This window comes from Verrucosispora sp. WMMA2044, from assembly GCF_027497155.1.
In the GTDB taxonomy this organism is placed as follows: Bacteria; Actinomycetota; Actinomycetes; order Mycobacteriales; family Micromonosporaceae; genus Micromonospora; species Micromonospora palythoicola.
In genome coordinates, this window is record NZ_CP114913.1 from 1,585,207 (window position 1) to 1,603,242 (window position 18,036).

The following is an 18,036-nucleotide window of genomic DNA, read 5'->3' on the forward strand; positions in this document are numbered from 1 at the left end:
CATCAGGCCTCGCGGATGAACTGCAGGGCCTCGATGTGCTGACCAATGTTTTGGCCGGGGGAGTGCTCGCTCCAGAACGCCCGCAACAGTGCGAGCGCCCTGCCGCGAAGGTCCGTGCACTGCCCGTGCGACACGGATTCCGTGCCGTGCGCTAGAACCGACCGGTTTCGTGCGTCGACGACTCCGCGCATGCTCTGCACAGCGGCAAGCTTGTTCCACTTGAGTGCGCTAAGCGTGGTGTCGTCCATAAGATGGAGCAGGATCATGGCATCCATCAAGGCGACCTTGCGGGGTAGCGCCGGTGTGCGCGTGCCGTATAGAGCTTCGGTAATCGTCCCATACCTGTCAGCCAGGTCGGTTGGGTCGCCGAGCTTCGAGTAGTCCGGGTTCTCGAGGTTGAGGCCGAACGTGTCGGACAGCCGCTCCTCGAAGGCCTTCTCGATGCTGCGATAGTACAGCAGGGCGGCAAAGTCATAGCGCCCCAGGTCCTGGTAGTGATTGCCGAGCAGGAAGAAGTTGAGCAGCATCTCCGGACCGGCCCGTCTGGCGAGCGACTCCGCGAACTCCAACTGCTTGCCGATCCGCTGGACGATCGCGGCGTCGAGACCTGGCCGGTTGCCGCGGAGGTGATCCCGGACGCGGTCGACGTGCTCGGGGAGCCCGTCGACATTGAGGTCACACCAGGCTTCGTACAGTGCGGCGAGGTCGCGAAGGAACCGAACGCGGACCGGCTCCGACACCGACCTGCTCAACTCCTCGAAACGCTGGTGCGCACCTGTGTATGCCCCGCTGCGGAACATCGCCTCCGCGGCAGTCATGTCCTTGTCGCCGAAGAGGGCTGTCGGATTCGGTAGCACGCACAGCTTCTCGCTGCCCGGCAGCGCCTGCCGGATCTCCGGATCGAATGTGCTGTCGATGTAACACATGGGAAGGTCGAGCTGTGACGCAGCGAGTGCCGCGCCCGCGCTCATCACCTTCTTGCCACCGGTGATGTCGATGATCGCTCGAAGCGGCCGGTCGCCGCTAAGCAGCGCGCTGACCTCCTTCCGAACGATCTCGTAGATGCTCGTCGGATCCACCGGGTCACAGGACACGTGCCGAATGTCGGCGAACGCGATCCTCCCCGCGAGCTTCTGCCAGATGGCGTTAATCGTCTCCTGGGTGTTCGCCGACGAGATGATCAAAAGTTTGGCTGGGCGGGTGAGGGCGAAGGCTAGGAGAGTCGTCTCAGGCGAAAATCCCGATAGGCTGATCAACAGATCTACGGGTGGGCACTCGACGTCCCTGGAGTTGTCCCGAGCCACCTCAACGGCCTCGTCGTAGATCTCCGCGAGTCGGAACCTTTGCGCCTGCTCGGCCGCGGTGCCGTCCCCGTAGGTTTCCTCGCCGCGGAAGATCCGCCGCATACGAGCGTGCTTCTCGTACAGGGTCGTCATAGAACGAGCATCTTACGGTGCCGGACAACGTACAAGCGGCCTCTATCGAGTGGCTGGGGGAGCACCAGGTGAGACTGGCGGCCGGACGCCCCGAGCTCACAGGAGCCAATCTGCATCGGTCGACCGGCGAGGCGCTCGGCACCTTGATCGCGTAGCACGGCCAGATCGGCGACTCGTTTCGCCGCCGCCGGTCAGCATCACCGGCCACATCCACCGCAATCCGCCCCGGATTGTGTGCCCCGCCGCTGCCGCAACCCCACCGGCGTCGAACGCTTTGGGTGGCCCGCGCCTCGGTAATCCTTCGGGCCGTGTCTATGTAAACGCGAACGTCGGAGCCTTGCCGTCTACGGTCGTTGACCGGCTGGCCACCGCCGCCTACGCTGCCACGCATGCATACCTGTTTCCGGCAGGTGTGCGGGACGTGGGTGTCCGAGTCCCCCCTCGGACACCAGTTTGCAGCATCCATGCTGTGTTTCGCGTACCGGTGGTCAAGCGCGCTTGACCACGCAAATCTCAGCGCAGCGACACCCTCGACCGACCCTGTCTCGATCGGGGGTGGTAGTCGTGGTTGATCGCTCTGTGGCCCCTGTCATCCCGCCGGTGATGTTGGCTGACCAGGAGAAAAACCACCGCCAACAGCCCGGGGGAGCGCGTCGCCGCCCGCCGTTGCCGCTGCCGGTCCTACCAACTCCACGGGCCGGCACGATGGTGTACGGCGTGGCGGCAATCGACGTCAGCGGTCGCATCGCCGACCGGACGATCATCTGTACCCTCGGCTGGGCACCCGGCACCCGCCTGCACATCCGCGAGTGCTCCGGAGTGATCGTGGTCCGGGTGGATCGGCAGGGCGTCTTCACCGTTACCGGCCAAGGTCGTCTGCATCTGCCGGTGGCTGTCCGACACTGGTGCGGGCTCAGCGCCGGTGACCGAATGCTACTGGCCGCGAGCCCTGCTGACGGCCTGCTCGTGGTGCACCCGCCGGCGGCTCTGGACGCGATGGTCATGGCGGTACACGCCGACGCGCTGGGCGGTGGTCAGGCATGAGTGACACCACCGCCGGCCGGGCCGAGCTGGACGCCGCGCGGCTGTTGCTGGCGCGGATGGGGATCTCCCCGGCTGACCTTGTCGAGGCGGCCTCGGATCGTCCGCCCGCGCCGACGTTCGCCGAGTACGTGCCGGTGGTAGCGGCGGCGGTCAGCGACGGTACCCGGCGGGCTTACGGGTCGTACTGGAAGCGGGTCCTGGAGCACTGGGGGCGGCGCCGGCTCGATGAGCCGAGCCCGTCGGAGATCGAGCAGCTCGCCGAGTACGCCAAGACACACGTGGTGGCCCGGCGCAACGCCCGAGGTGGACGCAGCGCGGCGGAGCATCTGATCGCGGCGTTGCGGTGCCTGTACAAGCGGGCCGTCGCCGACGGGTACATCAACGCGGCGGACAACCCGGCGCTGAAGGTGGCCAAGCCGCGGCGGCTGCCGAGCACCAGGCGGGCGGTGGCCGACAGCAGGGTGGCGGAGATCAATGCCGTCGCTGCGAGCACGGGTGACGATCCGGCATTGGACAGTCTGCTGCTGCGGTTGCACACCGAGACAGCGTGCCGTCGAGGTGGTGCGTTGGCGTTGCAGCCCGTCGACCTGGACTCGGACCAGTGCCTGATCCTGCTGCGGGAGAAGGGCGATACGGTGCGGTGGCAGCCGGTGTCACCGACGCTGATGAGGCATCTTCAGCAGCACGCCGCGGAACGCCACGCCCCGGCAACGGGCCAGTTGCTGCGTTACCGCAACGAGCAACCGATCACCTACCGGCGCTACGACCACCTGTGGGCGCGTGTCGGTCAGCATCTGCCGTGGGTGTACGTGCAGCAGACCAGCACCCACTGGCTGCGGCACACGACGCTGACGTGGGTCGAGCGGAACTTCGGCTACGCCGTAGCCCGCGCGTACGCAGGGCACTCGGACAGCGGCAGCGATACCGGCACCACCAGCACATACGTCCGAGCGAGTCTCCAGGAGGTCGCTGCCGCGCTGGCGGCCCTGACCAACGAGTCCCATCCCCTCGCTTGAGCTGAAGCCATTGCAGGGTGGGCCTGGAGGTTGCGTCCAGGCCCACTCGCGGGAGCTCATTTGCAACAAGGCCGTAGCCAATGCGGACTACGTAGCGTCGGCGTCCGGATCTGCCGATGAGCGCGCACCTGATCTTGGATGAGGGTTCTGGGCCGCGTGGTCGCAGCGGACGTGCCGAGTGAGGCGGCAGGCGTCCGTCTACGTACCATTCGGCTGTGATCGAGGAAGATCGAGCACTTCCGGTAGCGCTGGAAGAGGCACACGCGTGCCGGTTCTTTGAAGATCATGACGGCCATGACTTCCAGCCAGACGACGAGCTCGCATGGTCTGGTGAGATCACCGAGTGGTGGCGGTACTGGACCGGCGATCCGGCCGCTGGTGTCCCGCCGTTTCGCGTTTTCGGACGGGACGGGTCGGGCGGCCTGGCTGCCTTCTGGATCCGTGACGCGGCCGCTGCGGTCGAAACCCAGCCTGTCGTGTTCCTCGGCTCCGAGGGCGAGCTGAAGGTCATCGCCCGAGATCTCGGCGATTACCTTTGGCTGCTGGCGAACGGCGTTGGGCCGCTGGAGACCGTCGATGGCATCCACCGGGTCCCTGCGCCGATCCCTGAACTCGTCGCCATTGCTCGGCGGTACACCGGCGGAGCGCCCCGGTCTGTTGAAACACTAATCGCCGCCGCAGACGCCGAGCTGCCCGCATTGACATTGCTAGTTGGATCTTCCATCAGGTAAGCACTACGCCACCCTTCGCGCCTTTGCCCGATGCGCGGATCTGCCGCGATCTGGGCGCTACGCCGAGTACCAGCAAGCGGGGTGGCCGGTGGCCGTACCCACCACCTGCAGCGTGTGGGTCTGCCTACGGCGGAACGTCTTGAACACGTAGGCGACGGTAGGAAATGCTCAGGGCATGCCTGCGCTGATGGACATCGTGGTCGGGGATTTGCACTTCGCGCTGCGGGTATGGCAAGCCGTTGACGAGTACAAGACGCCCGCCGTGTTGCTCCATGCCACCGGAAAGACTGCACGCGACTGGGACGTGATCGCCTCGGGCCTGTGTGCTGAGCGGACGGTGTACGCCGTCGACCTGCGGGGCCACGGCGCCAGTGATTGGCCCGGCACCTACAGCCTGCAACTGTTCGCACAAGACGTCATCGGCATCCTGGACCAACTGGACATCGGCACGGTGGACTTGGGCGGCCATTCCCTCGGCGGTCTGGTGGCTTGTCGAGTTGCCGCCGAACCGCAGGGACACGTCCGCAAACTCGTACTTGAGGACATCGGTTTCCCGCACCCTCGGCCGCCGGGACTTCCCGACCGTCCTGCGGGGGACCTGCCCTTCGACTGGCACATGGTGGAACAGGTCCGGCCGGAGATCGACGATCCAGATCCAGGATGGGCCGACATCGTCGACCGGATCACGGCACCCACGCTGCTCATCGGTGGCGGAGCAGCGAGCCCGGTCCCACAGGAGCACGTCGCCGAACTCGCCGACCGGTTGGCCGACGCCCAGCTGACGACGATCGCTGCCGGCCATCTAGTTCACGAGACCGTTCCAGACGAGTACCTCAGGACCCTGATCGCATTCCTAAGCGAGTGATCGACCATCCGCTCATGCCGCCGACCGGGCGCTACCCGGTGTGACGAAGATCGTGGATGCCCTGCGTCCGATCGTGCCGATGTGAGTAAGCTCAACCGCGTCGCATCAGCGGTCGTTGGTCCGTGTATTCAACTTGATAACAGATCGAAGAGGAATCCCACCGCTACCAGGAATACTCCAACGATTTGGACGGGGTTTCCTGGATATTCTCTGTCCATGACCCCAGGGTCATTGCGTAGTCGAGTAGCTGCTGGTCACGGTGGTGATGAGGTCGTGGGGGCGGCGGTTGGCGCGTCGGGTGGCTCGGGCGATGTTGGTTTCGCCGTTGCCGCGGTGGAATCCGATGGCGGTGTTGCGGAGGACGGCTGCGACGGCGGGGCCGTTGCCGGTGCGGGCTCGGTGGCCGTCCTCGCGGAAGGTCACGTCGCGGACCCAGTGCAGCCGGTTCTCGATATGCCATTCCAGCCGGGCCCATTGCTGCAGGTCAGCAGGCTGGGCGTGCGCGGCGGGCAGTGACGCCACCAGATAGACCGTCTCCCGGGTGCGCTTGCCGGTGATCATGCGGGTGCGGGTGATCCGGACGGCCTGCTGGGCATGAGGAAAGCCGATGCCGCCGGGAGTCTGGAGGGTCAACGCCTTGACGGTCCGGGTCTCGCAGCGGCCGTGGCCGGTGTCGCGGTGCTGGTCCCCGATCGGCACCTGCGCCCACGGCAGCCGTTTGAGCTGGGCGTACAAGGTCGGCTGGTTGGCCTTGACCGACACGTACAGGTCCCCGCCGGCAGCGGCCACGGCTCGGGCGTGAGCGACTTGCGTGTGCAGGGCGTCCGCGACGATCACCACCCCGGCCAGGCCGCCCAGCCGGACCTTGACCTGCTCCAGCAGCGGGGCGAACGCCGGGATTTCGTTCGACTTCGCCGCGACCTGGACCTGCGCCAGGACCACACCGGTTGACGTGTCGTAGGCCGACAGCAGATGAACCCGTCCCTCGGTCAGGACCGCACCGCGCACCACCTTGCCGTCAACGGCGATGACCCGCCGCACCGACGGCGCCGACACCCGGGAGCACAGCCAGTCGGCCAGGACCGCCGTCAACGTCTCGGCGTCGACGCGGACCAGCAGCCGCCACACCGTGCTCAGCACCGGCACCCGACCAGTGAACCCGAGCCGGCCCCACGCCGGCGCATCGAGATCATCGACCCAGTCGACGATCGCGGCGAAAGTGCAAGCCCCGGCCATCACCGCGCACACCGCGACCGCGAGCACGCTGGCTAGGGGGTACCGGACACCACGCGGGTCACGCGGATCGGGCACCCTCTCCAGGGCCTCCAACAGGCCAAACGCCTCACCGCCAACAGTCGAGGAGCCGGGCGGGGCGGGGGCATGGTGACGGATCACGTCGATCAGCGATGATGACATGCGCGGGTGTGGTCCTTCTCGGTGTCATGTTGTCTCAGCAACTCCATGATCACCGACGGACCGCACCCGTCCTACGCCACCCTCCAATCAGGCCAATGACCCGGCGAAAGCCCAGGTCGGAAGCACCCTCAGGCGACTACGCAAAGCCCCTGCCATGACCCAGATCAACGGCCGTTGTAGTACCAGGTCGATCAGATAGAGGGCCGTGCGTACCGCTGTCATCGCGAGTGATACCAGCAAGAACGCGAGGTAAATCCCTGCCATAGCCAACATCAGGGGCAGCATCAAGGGCAGCATCAAGGGCAGCATCAAGATCAGAAAAAACAGGAGGAGGCCTCCTCTCATCAAGATTTCCGACACTGCTTTGACCGCAGTTGCACTCGTCTTGTGGCCGCTTTTCTTCAGCTCGTCCGCCAGCACAAGGAGGAGCGAAAGGAGGAATGCTGTTATGAGCATCGCCGGGCACAGCAGATAGCTGTTGAAAGCCCAATCCACGGCGTCATATAGTCTCGTCCGCTCCATCCAGTCGAACAGCCATGCGGACGGCATGAGCGGCATGGCGAGCAGGCGCGGCCACCAAGCCACGGCCGCAACAATGACAGCAATGCCGACTGCGGTTTTGAATCTCGTGCTCGGCAGCCAGTTTGATGGCCACGTCAGCTCAGGGAGAGACGGCCGAGATGTGAGCAGTCTCGTAACAGCGCTCGGTAATGGGTTGCTGCGGAAACGCAAACTCCAGGTGCGGAGCCTGTCCGGCCCGGCAATATCCAACACCACGGTGAGCGCCCCTACAAACTGGGACATTTTGCCGATTCTTCCCCACCAGATCATGTTGATCGACCACAGTTCCATGCTGGTGGTCGACTGTCCTGCCATCCAGGCACGCATGACATCAAGAAGATCGTTCAGAGGCTCTCCCACTCAAACCCCTCCCCGTGGGCCTTTATAGAGCCCTTTTCATCCTGCGTAGCGGTTGGCGTCGACGTGGTGGAGAACGAGGATGGCCTGCACGATCGTGGTCGCTCGTCGTGGGCAGCAACGCAGCTTGGCCAGGACCTTCCAGGTCTTAAGCGTGGCGATCGCCCGTTCGCCGCGGGCGCGGATCTTCGCGTGGGCGCGGTTCACGGCCTTCTGCCGGCGTGACAGCTTGGGCCGGAAGCGGCGCCGCTTGAACGGCGTGTGCACGCTCCCGCCGGCTCCCTGATAGCCCTTGTCCGCGAAGGTCATCACATCAGAGCTGGTCAGCGCCTCGATGATGCCGTGGGTCCGGGCTGCGGTCAGGTCGTGGAACGAGCCGGGTAGTGCCGGCGAAGCCCAGACGAGGCGGCCAGCCGCGTCGGTGATGACCTGCACGTTCACGCCGTGGCGCTTATGTTTTCCGGAGTAGTACGGCCTCTGGTCGGCAACCCGGTCGATCGGAATCAGGGTGCCGTCCAGGATCGCGTACGCCAGCCGGCGGATCCGGTCCATGGCGGTGGCCAGGTCATCGGCGGTCGACGCGAGCAGGGCTACAGCTTCCTGCACGTACCGCCATGCGGTACTCACGCCGACGGCGAACCCGGCAGCCAGGCGGGTGTAGGTATCACCGTTGCGCAGGTGAGCCAGAGCGAGCAGTGCTTGCCGTCCCGCGTCGAGGCGTCGCCACCTGGATCGACGCTGGTTGCGGTGGCTGCGGATACGGTCAGCGAGGTGGTTCAGCGTCCGGCTGGACAACGAGATCGTGGACGGGTAAGACAGCACAGGCGAGGCTCCCGTGTTGGGGCATCGGGTTTTGGTCGATTTGCTGTCTTACCTGGAGCCTCGCCCTCATCGATCACCGGGCTACGCACACCGTCCCTGACCTGCAAGATCAGGTTGGAAAACGCTCAGTAGTACGAGGAGGCCCGCACTCATCTGGCCGCAGGGAGTTTCCCCAGCCCACCAAGCGGTGAGGATCCTCTTCTCTGCCGTAGTGGCGAGTAGCAGGTGCTGCCACCCGTCGATGCAGCGTTCTGGCACGTAGCAGCCCGTAGCGATCAGGGCGGCGGCAGCGGCTGGAGGTCCGCGCCTGGATCCCACCAGCGCGAGTCGGGGCCGTAGTAGATGGACGCGGCCCAGTAGTCCGCATCCTCGTGGTAGACGATGTCGAGGCCGACGATCCAGACACGTGGGACACGGCCCGCGCCACCAGCTTGTGACCACTGGCGGTTGACGCGTGCCACAGCCTCGCTGTGGGAGATGTCGAAACGGCGGGCCATCGCGTCAGCGATCTCTTCGCAGAAGGTCAGGGCCTCCGAGTCACCGGCGCAGGGGAAACTGCCGTGCGAGCGCAGCACCGACTCGTGCACCAGATACTCCTGCGGAGAGACCATCCCTGACGTACCCCGCACCGGCATGCGTACCCTGATTCGATCCCCGAGTTCATCCTCACGGAGGCCGTACTCCGCCAGGAGCCGATCGAGGTACTCCCGTGGTCCAACAGCCTCATAGGTGTCGTCGGACTGTCCTGCCGTGTCCACCACAACATCTTGCCGGCCGTCGCCACGAGTACGGCAACCGAGGATCCCACGATCCGCTCATCCCGCTGAGGCGAGTGCTTGTGTGCGGTGGTCAGCTGGCCGAGCGTTCCCACGGGCACTCAATCCACGGATTGTTGTCGAGGTAGGCAGCGAGCCTGGGAAAACGCTGCCTCTAGGAGTCGGCCAGCCAGGTCAGTACGCGGCCCCGTGACCAGCAACGGCCAATGGTCTGGGGGCCGGGCAACGACCGGCCGAACAGCGCCACGCCGATGAGGCTGTGGCCTGAGGCACGACGATCGCCAAGGGTTGGAATCGTGGGCGCGACTCCAACCCCTTCCACCGACACCCACGCCACCGGGCGGCCGGCTGCAGCTTCCTCAATACGGTGCAGGAAGCGCAGGCGACGCTCGGGCGGGAAGCGCGACAGCGCCCACGTCGTGATGACGACCGGCAGGGCGGCTGCGGGCACCCGGGAGACGGCTTCGGGCAGCACGTCGACCGGGTCACCCCGGAGCAGCAGGGGAGGGGCGGTTGCCGCCAACCGCAGCTCAGCTTCGAGCCTCGCCATCGGCTCCCGCTGGTCCGGCCCGAGGCAGGCGCGCAACCACCGGACGTCCTCCGCGTCGGTCACGTCGATGGGATCGAGGTGGACGGCGACCCGGGTGCGGACCTCGGGTATCGCCCGCGACGGGACGGGCCGGTCTCCCACAAGAGAACATGACCGTTGCACCGGTGAGGACGGGTCGCCCAGCGATTGTCCGTTGCTATATGTAATGCCGACGCGATCGACATTGAGGTTGAGTCCGGCCGGACGGCCCACGTCGATCAGGCCGACCGCGTCCACACCTACCTGGCGCGCCGCCTCGGCGATGCCCGGATACAACACGGCGTAGCGCCCAACCTCGTCGATCTGCGTCTTTCGGCGGGCGGCGATGGCCACGACCGCGTCGGTCATCCGCAACAGGGTGTCGATGGCGGCGTCAGCGGCAGCGTCGCCGTCCGCAGCGGCATAGGCCCCGGCAAGCGCCGGTGCGCGTCCGGCGAGGGCGAGGTCGTGCAAGGCGGCGAGGATCATCGTAGGTTGCCGCTTGCGCGCCGGTGCCGTCTCGATGGCGCGTAGTGCCTCTTCGGACTCACTGAGGGCGACGGCGACGCGCTGGTACAGCGGAGATGTCTCGGCGGCGTCGACCTCACCGAAGTGCCGGTACACCTGTGCGAGGCTCCGGCTTCGACCTGCGGATACGCCGCTTGCTGCGGTCAATTCTCGCATTCCGCAGATTCTAGCCATTGAGCCGATAATTCAGCGCACGACTTGCCGGAATCGGTAGGGATGGTGTGGCGACCATGGCCGCGATCGATGCCTGGGCGCGTCGGCCCGGTCGACGCCGGGTCGGGCGACGCGCCGGCGGGTGAAGGTCGCCGCCCGTCGAACTTTACGACTTCGGTGAAGAAGCCGAGGACCGATATCCGCCATTCCGTACCGATCCTGTTGCCCGGAACCGGAGTTGCTGAGACAACATGAGACGGAGAAGGACCGCATCCTCGCGTGTCATCGTCGCTGATCGACGTAATCCGTCAGCATGGCCCCCGCCCCGCCCGACTCACCGACTGCTGGCCGTGAGGCGCTTGGAGGCCCTGGCGCGGGTTCCCGATCCGCGTGACCCGCGAGGGGTCCGGTATCAGCTGGCGAGCGTGCTCGCGGTCGCGGTCTGCGCGGTCACGGCCGGGGCCAGCACGTTCGCCGCGATCGGCGACTGGGCCAACGATCTCGATGCGCCGGCGTGGCGGCAACGGCGAGACGAACATCGCCTGGCCACCCGACGCGCCAACCGCCGCCCACACGACCTCATCACCACCGTGAACAGCAGCTACCCCACTATGCAATGACCCTGCCCTGTCCCGTCGACGGGACAGAGCGCCCGCCGCCGGAGGAAGAAACCTGTTGCCGCCGCGGGATGCTGATTATATTCAGCCCCATGACCCTGCTCATGAAGCGGCGGGCTTTGGTCGCGATGCGTTTGTTCCGCCGATATCTCACCCAACGTCGGGACTGGGCAGTGTGAATATCATTGCACTTTTAGCTGGTTGACAACGTATCCACGGTCGTCATGGTTAATTGTGGTTGCGGCGCGTCTCCCGACTGCGGAGCTCCATGTCGTCGAATCTCGGCCAGCCGTCGCCGTGACATTTGTCAACCAGCTCCGATGAATTCTGTGCACTCTGGTGGAGTTGCTGATGTCGGTTTCCGGAAGCCGCCGGAGCGAAGGCTCCTACCGTCGTTCGGGTGGTTGTGCCCAGGGTCGCTCGCCCCGGCCAGCCAGGGAAGACGTCAAGTTCGTCCGTTGGCCGGCCGAGCGACACCTACGCGACCTGTGCCGTCAGGAGCGGATCCCGTGCCTCCTGGTGGTCGAGGGCGGAGCAGAGCCGCCGGTCTGCAGTGATCCGCGTGAGGACTGGGTTCGTACGCCGATCTCGCCATCCGACCTTGACGCTCGGGTGGCCGCTCTCCGGCAACGTTCTCATGACCGGCGTACGCCTGTTCTCGACCCGGCCGGGACGTTGTCGTTCAGGACTGCGTCCGTCGTCATGTCCAGTACGCACCTCGAACTCATGGATTTGTTCGTCGAACGCTTCGGCCAGGTGGTCTACCGCTGGGAGTTGATGGCCATCCTCACGAAGCGCGACTCGACATCAACGCGAAACGCCCTCGATCTGCACATCATGAGAATGAGGAAGCGGATCGCGCCGCTCGATCTGGACATAGTTACGGCCTGGGGCCGTGGCTACGCGCTGGAAGAAAAGTCCCCATGGGCCGCGGTGGCCAGCAAGCCCTCGGCTGTCGATCATTGCTGACATCGCCGGCCGATGGCTACTCAGTTTCGTCATGGGTGGTCTTGTCGAGGGTCTCTGCTGCGGCCCGGTCGAGGGTGGAGACGATCCACTGATCGAGTTCGACGCTAGATTGGTGGGCGGCCTGGCGCCATCGGGTAAGGCGTCGGTCGGGTATGGGAATGCGGGGCATCAGTGCGGTCCTGATGGTTTCTGTTGTGCGGTCGGAGCGGGTCGCTTTGATGGCCGCGCGAAGTTGTTTGACCGACCAGATCTGGGTTTCGGCCTCGTCGAGCCAACGGTCCTGCTCGTCGGGAGACATTGCGGCTACTTCGGCGTGGTGTTGGAAACTGAGGCCGCTTCGACGGCGGGCCAGTGGGAAGCGGCCGGCGACCCAGGCGTAGTTGCGTAGGGTCTGGTAGTCCAGTCCTACAGCCTGGACGACGTGCCGATAGCGGTCGGCGTATTGTTCCTTGCCGTACACCAGCCAGTCGCCCAGGCACCAGGACGAGGAGTCGACGATACCGGAGAGTTGGGCGCCGGTTCGTTCCCAGTGAGCGTTTTTCATCCTCGGTAGGTCGGGTTCTCGACGTGGTGCAGGACGAGGATGGCCTGCACGATCGCGGTCGTTCGGGATGGGCTGCAGCGCAGCTTGGTCAGGACTTTCCAGGTTTTGAGGGTGGCGACGGCTCGTTCGCCGCGGGCGCGGATGCGGGCGTGGGCCTTGTTCACGGCCTTCTGCCGACGTGACAGCGTTGGGCGGTAGCGATGGCGCTTGAAGGGGGTGCGGACTGAACCGCCGGCGCCTTGGTACGCCTTGTCCGCGAAGGTCATCACGTTCGCGCTGGTCAACACGGCGATGATGTCGTGGGTGCGGGCGGCGGTCAGGTCGTGTGCCGAGCCGGGCAGCGCCGCCGATGTCCAGACGAGGCGTCCGGCCGGGTCGGCGATGACCTGCACGTTCATCCCGTGCCGTCGGTGTTTCCCGGAGTAGTACGGCTTCTGGTCGTACACGCGGTCGATCGGGATCAGGGTGCCGTCGAGGATCGCGTAGGCCAGCCGTCGGATCCTGCTCATCGCCTGGTGCAGGTCGTCGGTGGTCGCGGCGAGCAGCGTGATCGCCTCGTGGACATAGCGCCAGGCGGTGGCGAGACCGATCTCGAATCCGGCGGCCAGACGGGCAAAGGTGTCGCCGTTACGGAGATGGGCCAGCACGAGCAGGGCTTGGCGGCCGGGGTCGAGGCGCCGCCACCGGGATCGTCGCCGGTGGCGATGGGTGCGGATCAGGGCGGCGACGTGGTTCAGGGATCGAGTGGACAACGGGATCGAGGCAGGGTAGGACAGCAACGAGGCTCCCGGGAGGGGCATCTTTCTTGGTCGATTGCTTGTCTTACCGGGAGCCTCACCTCACCTGGCTACAGGCCTCCTCCACGCCGCTGACCTGCACCATCAGGTTGGAAATGGCTCAGTGTTCGAAGCTCATTCGTTCGGGCAACCGTAGACCGACCCTGGTCAGCATCACCTGGGCCGGCTCTGCTGGGCGTTGCTTCGGAACGCCAGCCGTTGCTGCAGGGACCACCCGGAGCGCTGCTACGGCATTGCGTGACGATCGGCTACCCGCGCTCATCCCACTCAACCTCCCCGACAGTCGGGTAATTCGCTATCTCTGCTTTCTTTTTCCGTCTCGCGCCGTGCATGTGTGATCGGCGCGCGCGGGATGCCACCCGCAAGGCCGCCCTTCCGACAAAGGCGGCCTTGCGGGTGTTTCCGGTTACCTCGACCGCAGGCTGTACTTACGGGTCGCCAGCGGAGCGAAGATGGTGATCAGCAGGACCGACCAGGCAACCGTCAGCAGCACATCCAGCCCCGGCGGATTGCCGTTGAACAGGTCGCGCAGCGCGTTGACGGTCGCGGTCATGGGACTGGCATCGGCGTACACCCGCAGCCAGGTCGGCATCGACTCGGTCGGTACGAACGCCGACGAGATCAAGCTGAACGGGAAGATCCAGATCAGGCCGGCCGACTGCGCCGCCTCCGGGTTGGGCACCGAGAGGCCGATCATGGCGCCGACCCAGGTGAGCGCGTAGCCGAACAGCAACAGCAGCGCGAGTCCGCCGAGGGCAGACAGGACCCCGCCCTGGAAGCGGAAGCCGATCAGCAGGCCCATGAGCACCACGACCAGCATCGACACGACGTTGCGAAGGATCTCCGACAGCGTACGCCCGACGAGGACCGCGGACCGGCTCATTGGCATCGAGCGGAACCGGTCCATCAGGCCGCGGTCCATGTCGGTGGAGATGCCGATCGTGGTGCCGGCGACCGAACCGAACAACACCATCTGCACCAGGATGCCGGGCAGCAGGAACTGGGGGTAGTTCCCGCCCTCAACATTGATCGCCCCGCCGAAGACGTAGGCGAACAGCAGGATGAACATGACGGGCTGAACCAGCGAGAACATCACCAGTTCAGGGCTGCGCGTCAGGTGCCGCAGATTGCGCAGCGCCATCTGCCAGGCGTCGGACAGCCACCAGGACAGGCCGGTCTGCTGCCGTGCGGCGGCGGCATCGAGCCGCGGTTTCAGGGACGTGGAGACCATCACCGCTTACCACCCTTCTTCTTGCTCTTCACGTCTTCGGATGCCCGGGCCGTGGCGGTGTGCCCGGTGAGGGCGAGGAACACGTCATCGAGCGTGGGCCGGCGGAGGGCCACGTCGGCGATTGCGATGCCGGAATCGCGCAGCGGATTGAGTAGCTCGTTGAGCGTCATGCCCTCGGGGAGGGGCGCGTGCACCTGCATGGCCTCCGGATCGCCGACCGGCTCGGTACCCAACCTCTCGCGCAGGATCTGGGTGGTCTTCTCGACCGCGGCGGCGTCGATGAGAGTCACGTCAGCCCACGCCTGGCCGACCTCCGCCTTGAGTTCGTCCGGCGCCCCGCTGGCGATCACCTTGCCGCTGTCGATCACGGACAGCGAGTCGGCGAGGTGGTCGGCCTCCTCGAGGTACTGGGTCGTGAGCAGAACGGTGGTGCCCTCCTCGACCAACTCGTTGACGATGCGCCACACGTCCATGCGACTGCGCGGATCGAGGGCGGCGGTAGGTTCGTCGAGGAAGATGAGCTGGGGCCGGCTCATCAGGGTGGCGGCGATGTCCAGCCGGCGGCGCATACCGCCCGAGTACGTCTTCGCCTGCCGGCCGGCCGCCTCGGTCAGGTCGAAGCGCTCCAGCAGTTCGGTCGCCCGCACCTTGATGTCCGGCGTGGACATCCGGAACAGCTTGCCGACCATGTGCAGGTTCTCCCGCCCGGTCAGCATGTCGTCGACGGTGGTGTACTGACCGGTCAGGCCGATGATGGAGCGCACCTGTAGCGCGTTGCGCCGCACGTCGAAGCCGAATATCTCGGCCTTCCCCTCATCCGGCCTGAGAGCGTGTTTGAGAAGGTCTGTTGTGGACGGTGTGGCGGCGTGACATCTGTTGCCGGGGCGGGCAGGGTGGCGCGGTGGTTGCACGTCGTGGTTACCCCTCGGACCTGACTGACGCCCAGTGGGCGCTGATCGAGCCGTTGTTGCCCGAGCCGAGCACGGACGGCCGCAGGGAGAAGCATCCGCGTCGGGAGATCGTGAACGCGATCTTGTACGTGGTGCGGTCGGGGTGTCCGTGGCGCTATCTGCCGGCGGATCTGCCGCCGTGGCAGACGGTGTACTGGTACTTCACCCGGTGGGAAGAAGCCGGCGTCACCGAGAAGCTCCTGACCACGCTGCGGGTCAAGGCGCGGGTGCAGCAAGGCCGTCAGCCGGACCCGTCGGCGGGGATCATCGACTCGCAGACGGTGAAGGGCGCGGATACCGTGGGTCGGGACAGTCGGGGCTACGACGCCGGGAAGAAGGTCAACGGCCGCAAGCGGTTCATCGTCACCGACACCCTGGGACTGCTGGTCGCCGTCACCGTCCTCGCCGCGAGTTGGCAGGACCGCGACGGTGCCAAGACCGCCCTGCTGGGCGCCTACATGATCAGCCCGATCCGGCATGTCTACGCCGACCAGGGCTTCGCCGGCCGCCTGGTCGACTGGACTCGCGACACCTTGCGCACCACCCTGGAGATCGTCCGTAAACCCGCTGAGCAGCGCGGTTTCGCCGTCCACCCACGTCGGTGGGTGGTCGAGCGGACTCTGGCCTGGCTCACCGCCTGCCGCCGCCTGGCCCGCGACTACGAGCGCCACCCGGCCATCTCCGCAGCCCTCATCCGCTGGGCCGCCATCGCCGGCATCACCCGCCGCATCACCCGCGGCCAACCCGCCCGCCGGCAACCCCGCCGCACCTTCACCAGGACCTGATCAACTCCATCTCAAACACGCTCTCAGGTCAAGGGCGCACTACCGGGACGAGATATCTGTCACCGGACGTCGGTCAGTGGGTGGCGGTGAAGTTGTACAACTCCGACGCGGTGTCGTCGAAATAGGGTGACCACCACAAGGTCGGTGCCGTGTACGAGTTGAGCGTGCTGTTGACGCCGTTGAGGTAGCCCCAGTTCCCGTCCCAGTTGATCAGCCATGGGCCGCCGCTGGCGCCTGCGGTCAGGTCGCAGTTGATGCGGATCCGCGCCCCGGACTGGGTCGAGTTGCCGCTGCACCTCAACAGGTTGCCGCCGTCGAAGGGCGCGCCGCTCGGGTAGCCGAAGTTGTTGATGCCGACCGTGAAGCCCTGGTGCGTACGGAAGCCGTGGCCCCCGAACTGGTTCACGATTCGGACGCCGTTCCGGGTGTTCATGATGGCCACGGCCATGTCGGCCTCCCAGTTGGAGCTGTCGATCCAACTGCTCCAGGTCCACAGCTCTCGGGCCGTCCAGGTGCCGTGCGGCCGCGGGTTGGCAAGGTCATCGTCGTAACCCGGGACGAACGACCAGTTGGTGGCGAGACTGCTGCCGGGGCCGCCGTGGATGCAGTGGCCAGCTGTCCACACGGTGTTGAAGCCGACCGAGTTGATGACCGCGCCGGAGCAGACCCACGATCCGCCGTCCATGTTGAAGAAGACCTTGCCGTTGGACCGGGCGGTGGGGTGGTTGGAGCCGAGGTTCGGGTTGATGGCTTGCGTGGACATGCCCGGGGTACCCATCAGGCCCGCCACCGGAGGCACATCCACCGGCTTGGACCGGTTGGTCGGCGCGGCGGACGAGGTCCCTCCACTCTCGGCGAAACGCCGTGCCGCGGCCTTGTACGAGGGAGACTCCTCGACCGGCTTGGCATTGCGCATCCGCTCGGGCGTCCAGTACGCCTCGATCGCCGCGTCGGCAGTCACCCGCGCGCCGTACCGCTGCCTGCCGGCCGCCCACGCCTCGGCGCTGACTGCCGTGCCCACCTGACGGATGCTGTCACCGTCGGCGTGCGGAGCCGCCTGTGCCGGCTGGCCGACGGTCAGCAGCGGCAGGGCCAAGGCCAGGGCCAGGATGGGGTACGTTAGCCGCCGACCGTCGATCGTTCTTGCTCTCATCGAACATCCCTCTTCTCGGGTCGTGTGAGATACCGGGGATTGCCCCGGTCAATATCGAGTTTCGGTTCTCTACGACTGGTCATGCGGCCATCTTCGACCAGGTTTGACACCGCTGGACGGCCGCTGTCGAAAAGCAGACAGACGTTCGTCAATTTATCGCTGATCCAAAGCCGCCGCTTATCCGTCGATGTCGTGGGCCCACCCGGCGGGCCCGATGCCGACAAGCACATCGATGAGGAAAGACGTGACTGTGCTACCTGCGCTATGCATCATCCATAGAGGCCGGTCGCCCCGACCACCCAGCTCAAGCGGCTGCCCGTCGAACACGCAATGGCCCTGGGAGGGACTTTACAAAAAACGGCACTGTCTCATATTCGGTGGCGACGGAGGGTGCTGGTTAGCCGAGCAGGATGCGCTGTCGTAGGAGGGTGAAGTCGGCGCGTCCGTACATTTGTCGCTTGATCAGTTTGGTTCTGGTGTTAACGCCTTTGGCGCCGCCGATGTGGGAGGGTGGGTCAGGGCGGCGTCGACAGCGGCGCGGTCCAGGCCGAGACCGCGAATGACAGTGTGCAGGTGGGGCAGGTCGGTCGCCTTGGCCTCGGCGATCCACGAGGCGAGACGGTCGTTGTAGCCGATTGCGCGGGTCAGAAGCGCGGCGAACGGCAACCCATCGCCGGTCAGCGTCGGTGATCTCGGCGTCGCGCCAGTCGAACAGAC

General features: G+C 65.9%; 18 protein-coding genes and 1 pseudogene. 7 read left to right on the top strand and 12 right to left on the bottom strand.

The window, feature by feature from the left end; all coding sequences use genetic code 11:
- Positions 1-2: 2 nt before the first annotated feature.
- Positions 3-1,436, bottom strand: coding sequence for a TIGR02710 family CRISPR-associated CARF protein (locus O3597_RS07205; RefSeq protein WP_281603588.1), 1,434 nt, complete (start codon positions 1,434-1,436; stop codon positions 3-5).
- 717 nt (positions 1,437-2,153) lie between these two features.
- Here O3597_RS07205 and O3597_RS07210 point away from each other — a divergent pair.
- The 4 genes from O3597_RS07210 (at position 2,154) to O3597_RS07225 (ending at position 5,092) form a co-directional block, all read left to right on the top strand.
- Positions 2,154-2,480, top strand: a complete 327-nt coding sequence (locus O3597_RS07210) for an AbrB/MazE/SpoVT family DNA-binding domain-containing protein (protein WP_281603589.1) — start codon at positions 2,154-2,156, stop codon at positions 2,478-2,480.
- Positions 2,477-3,496, top strand: coding sequence for a site-specific integrase (locus O3597_RS07215; protein WP_281603590.1), 1,020 nt, complete (start codon positions 2,477-2,479; stop codon positions 3,494-3,496). The genes O3597_RS07210 and O3597_RS07215 overlap by 4 nt, the downstream gene beginning before the upstream one ends.
- 215 nt (positions 3,497-3,711) lie before the next feature.
- A complete protein-coding gene (locus O3597_RS07220; protein WP_281603591.1) occupies positions 3,712-4,227 on the top strand; it encodes an SMI1/KNR4 family protein in 516 nt (171 codons plus the stop codon).
- A gap of 175 nt (positions 4,228-4,402) precedes the next feature.
- Entirely contained in the window at positions 4,403-5,092 is a 690-nt protein-coding gene (locus tag O3597_RS07225; RefSeq protein WP_164449698.1) for an alpha/beta hydrolase, read from the top strand.
- Between the two features lie 228 nt (positions 5,093-5,320).
- On the opposite strand, the gene O3597_RS07230 is transcribed toward O3597_RS07225, so the two are convergent.
- The 5 genes from O3597_RS07230 to O3597_RS07250 all read right to left on the bottom strand — a co-directional run bounded on the left by O3597_RS07230 (position 5,321) and on the right by O3597_RS07250 (position 10,216).
- Positions 5,321-6,508 (bottom strand): ISAs1 family transposase, encoded by a 1,188-nt coding sequence (locus O3597_RS07230; protein ID WP_281601448.1) that lies wholly within the window; start codon positions 6,506-6,508, stop codon positions 5,321-5,323.
- 87 nt (positions 6,509-6,595) lie between these two features.
- Complete coding sequence (locus tag O3597_RS07235; protein ID WP_281603592.1) at positions 6,596-7,429, bottom strand: hypothetical protein; 834 nt, start codon at positions 7,427-7,429, stop codon at positions 6,596-6,598.
- A 36-nt stretch (positions 7,430-7,465) separates the two neighbouring features.
- Positions 7,466-8,248, bottom strand: coding sequence for a transposase family protein (locus O3597_RS07240; protein WP_164446258.1), 783 nt, complete (start codon positions 8,246-8,248; stop codon positions 7,466-7,468).
- A 275-nt stretch (positions 8,249-8,523) separates the two neighbouring features.
- Entirely contained in the window at positions 8,524-8,859 is a 336-nt protein-coding gene (locus O3597_RS07245) for a hypothetical protein (protein WP_164448059.1), read from the bottom strand.
- 319 nt (positions 8,860-9,178) lie between these two features.
- The gene (locus O3597_RS07250; protein ID WP_208020928.1) at positions 9,179-10,216 is read right to left on the bottom strand and encodes a DUF2332 domain-containing protein; all 1,038 of its coding nucleotides are present in this window, start codon (positions 10,214-10,216) and stop codon (positions 9,179-9,181) included.
- 407 nt (positions 10,217-10,623) lie between these two features.
- Here O3597_RS07250 and O3597_RS07255 point away from each other — a divergent pair, with 407 nt between their 5' ends.
- Both O3597_RS07255 and O3597_RS07260 read left to right on the top strand, forming a co-directional pair.
- Positions 10,624-10,893 carry a transposase family protein gene (locus O3597_RS07255; protein WP_281603593.1) on the top strand — a complete coding sequence of 90 codons (270 nt, stop codon included), beginning with the start codon at positions 10,624-10,626 and terminating at the stop codon, positions 10,891-10,893.
- A 336-nt stretch (positions 10,894-11,229) separates the two neighbouring features.
- Entirely contained in the window at positions 11,230-11,859 is a 630-nt protein-coding gene (locus O3597_RS07260) for a winged helix-turn-helix domain-containing protein (RefSeq protein ID WP_281603594.1), read from the top strand.
- A gap of 16 nt (positions 11,860-11,875) precedes the next feature.
- Here O3597_RS07260 and O3597_RS07265 read toward each other — a convergent pair whose 3' ends face one another.
- The 4 genes from O3597_RS07265 to O3597_RS07280 form a co-directional block, all read right to left on the bottom strand.
- The gene (locus O3597_RS07265) at positions 11,876-12,403 is read right to left on the bottom strand and encodes an LmbU family transcriptional regulator (RefSeq protein WP_281603595.1); all 528 of its coding nucleotides are present in this window, start codon (positions 12,401-12,403) and stop codon (positions 11,876-11,878) included.
- The gene (locus tag O3597_RS07270) at positions 12,400-13,182 is read right to left on the bottom strand and encodes a transposase family protein (RefSeq protein WP_281601705.1); all 783 of its coding nucleotides are present in this window, start codon (positions 13,180-13,182) and stop codon (positions 12,400-12,402) included. The genes O3597_RS07265 and O3597_RS07270 overlap by 4 nt, the downstream gene beginning before the upstream one ends.
- 424 nt (positions 13,183-13,606) lie before the next feature.
- Positions 13,607-14,431, bottom strand: coding sequence for an ABC transporter permease (locus O3597_RS07275; protein ID WP_164448056.1), 825 nt, complete (start codon positions 14,429-14,431; stop codon positions 13,607-13,609).
- Positions 14,431-15,342, bottom strand: a complete 912-nt coding sequence (locus O3597_RS07280; RefSeq protein ID WP_281603596.1) for an ATP-binding cassette domain-containing protein — start codon at positions 15,340-15,342, stop codon at positions 14,431-14,433. Before O3597_RS07280 ends, O3597_RS07275 begins: the two co-directional genes overlap by 1 nt.
- Here O3597_RS07280 and O3597_RS07285 point away from each other — a divergent pair.
- Positions 15,333-16,166 carry an IS5 family transposase gene (locus O3597_RS07285; RefSeq protein ID WP_281601639.1) on the top strand — a complete coding sequence of 278 codons (834 nt, stop codon included), beginning with the start codon at positions 15,333-15,335 and terminating at the stop codon, positions 16,164-16,166. The genes O3597_RS07280 and O3597_RS07285 overlap by 10 nt on opposite strands.
- 73 nt (positions 16,167-16,239) lie before the next feature.
- On the opposite strand, the gene O3597_RS07290 is transcribed toward O3597_RS07285, so the two are convergent.
- Positions 16,240-17,319 carry a hypothetical protein gene (locus O3597_RS07290; protein ID WP_281603597.1) on the bottom strand — a complete coding sequence of 360 codons (1,080 nt, stop codon included), beginning with the start codon at positions 17,317-17,319 and terminating at the stop codon, positions 16,240-16,242.
- Between the two features lie 397 nt (positions 17,320-17,716).
- Positions 17,717-17,979: pseudogene (locus O3597_RS07295) on the bottom strand (transposase); the annotation flags it as partial.
- Positions 17,980-18,036: the final 57 nt, after the last annotated feature.

What these genes read in the sequence shown, in the direction of transcription:
- O3597_RS07205 (WP_281603588.1), bottom strand. Translation starts at nt 1,436, where the DNA reads ATGACGACCCTGTACGAGAAGCACGCTCGTATGCGGCGGATCTTCCGC.
- O3597_RS07215 (WP_281603590.1), top strand. Translation starts at nt 2,477, where the DNA reads ATGAGTGACACCACCGCCGGCCGGGCCGAGCTGGACGCCGCGCGGCTG.
- O3597_RS07225 (WP_164449698.1), top strand. Translation starts at nt 4,403, where the DNA reads ATGCCTGCGCTGATGGACATCGTGGTCGGGGATTTGCACTTCGCGCTG.
- O3597_RS07230 (WP_281601448.1), bottom strand. Translation starts at nt 6,508, where the DNA reads ATGTCATCATCGCTGATCGACGTGATCCGTCACCATGCCCCCGCCCCG.
- O3597_RS07245 (WP_164448059.1), bottom strand. Translation starts at nt 8,859, where the DNA reads ATGGTCTCTCCGCAGGAGTATCTGGTGCACGAGTCGGTGCTGCGCTCG.
- O3597_RS07265 (WP_281603595.1), bottom strand. Translation starts at nt 12,403, where the DNA reads ATGAAAAACGCTCACTGGGAACGAACCGGCGCCCAACTCTCCGGTATC.
- O3597_RS07275 (WP_164448056.1), bottom strand. Translation starts at nt 14,431, where the DNA reads ATGGTCTCCACGTCCCTGAAACCGCGGCTCGATGCCGCCGCCGCACGG.
- O3597_RS07290 (WP_281603597.1), bottom strand. Translation starts at nt 17,319, where the DNA reads ATGAGAGCAAGAACGATCGACGGTCGGCGGCTAACGTACCCCATCCTG.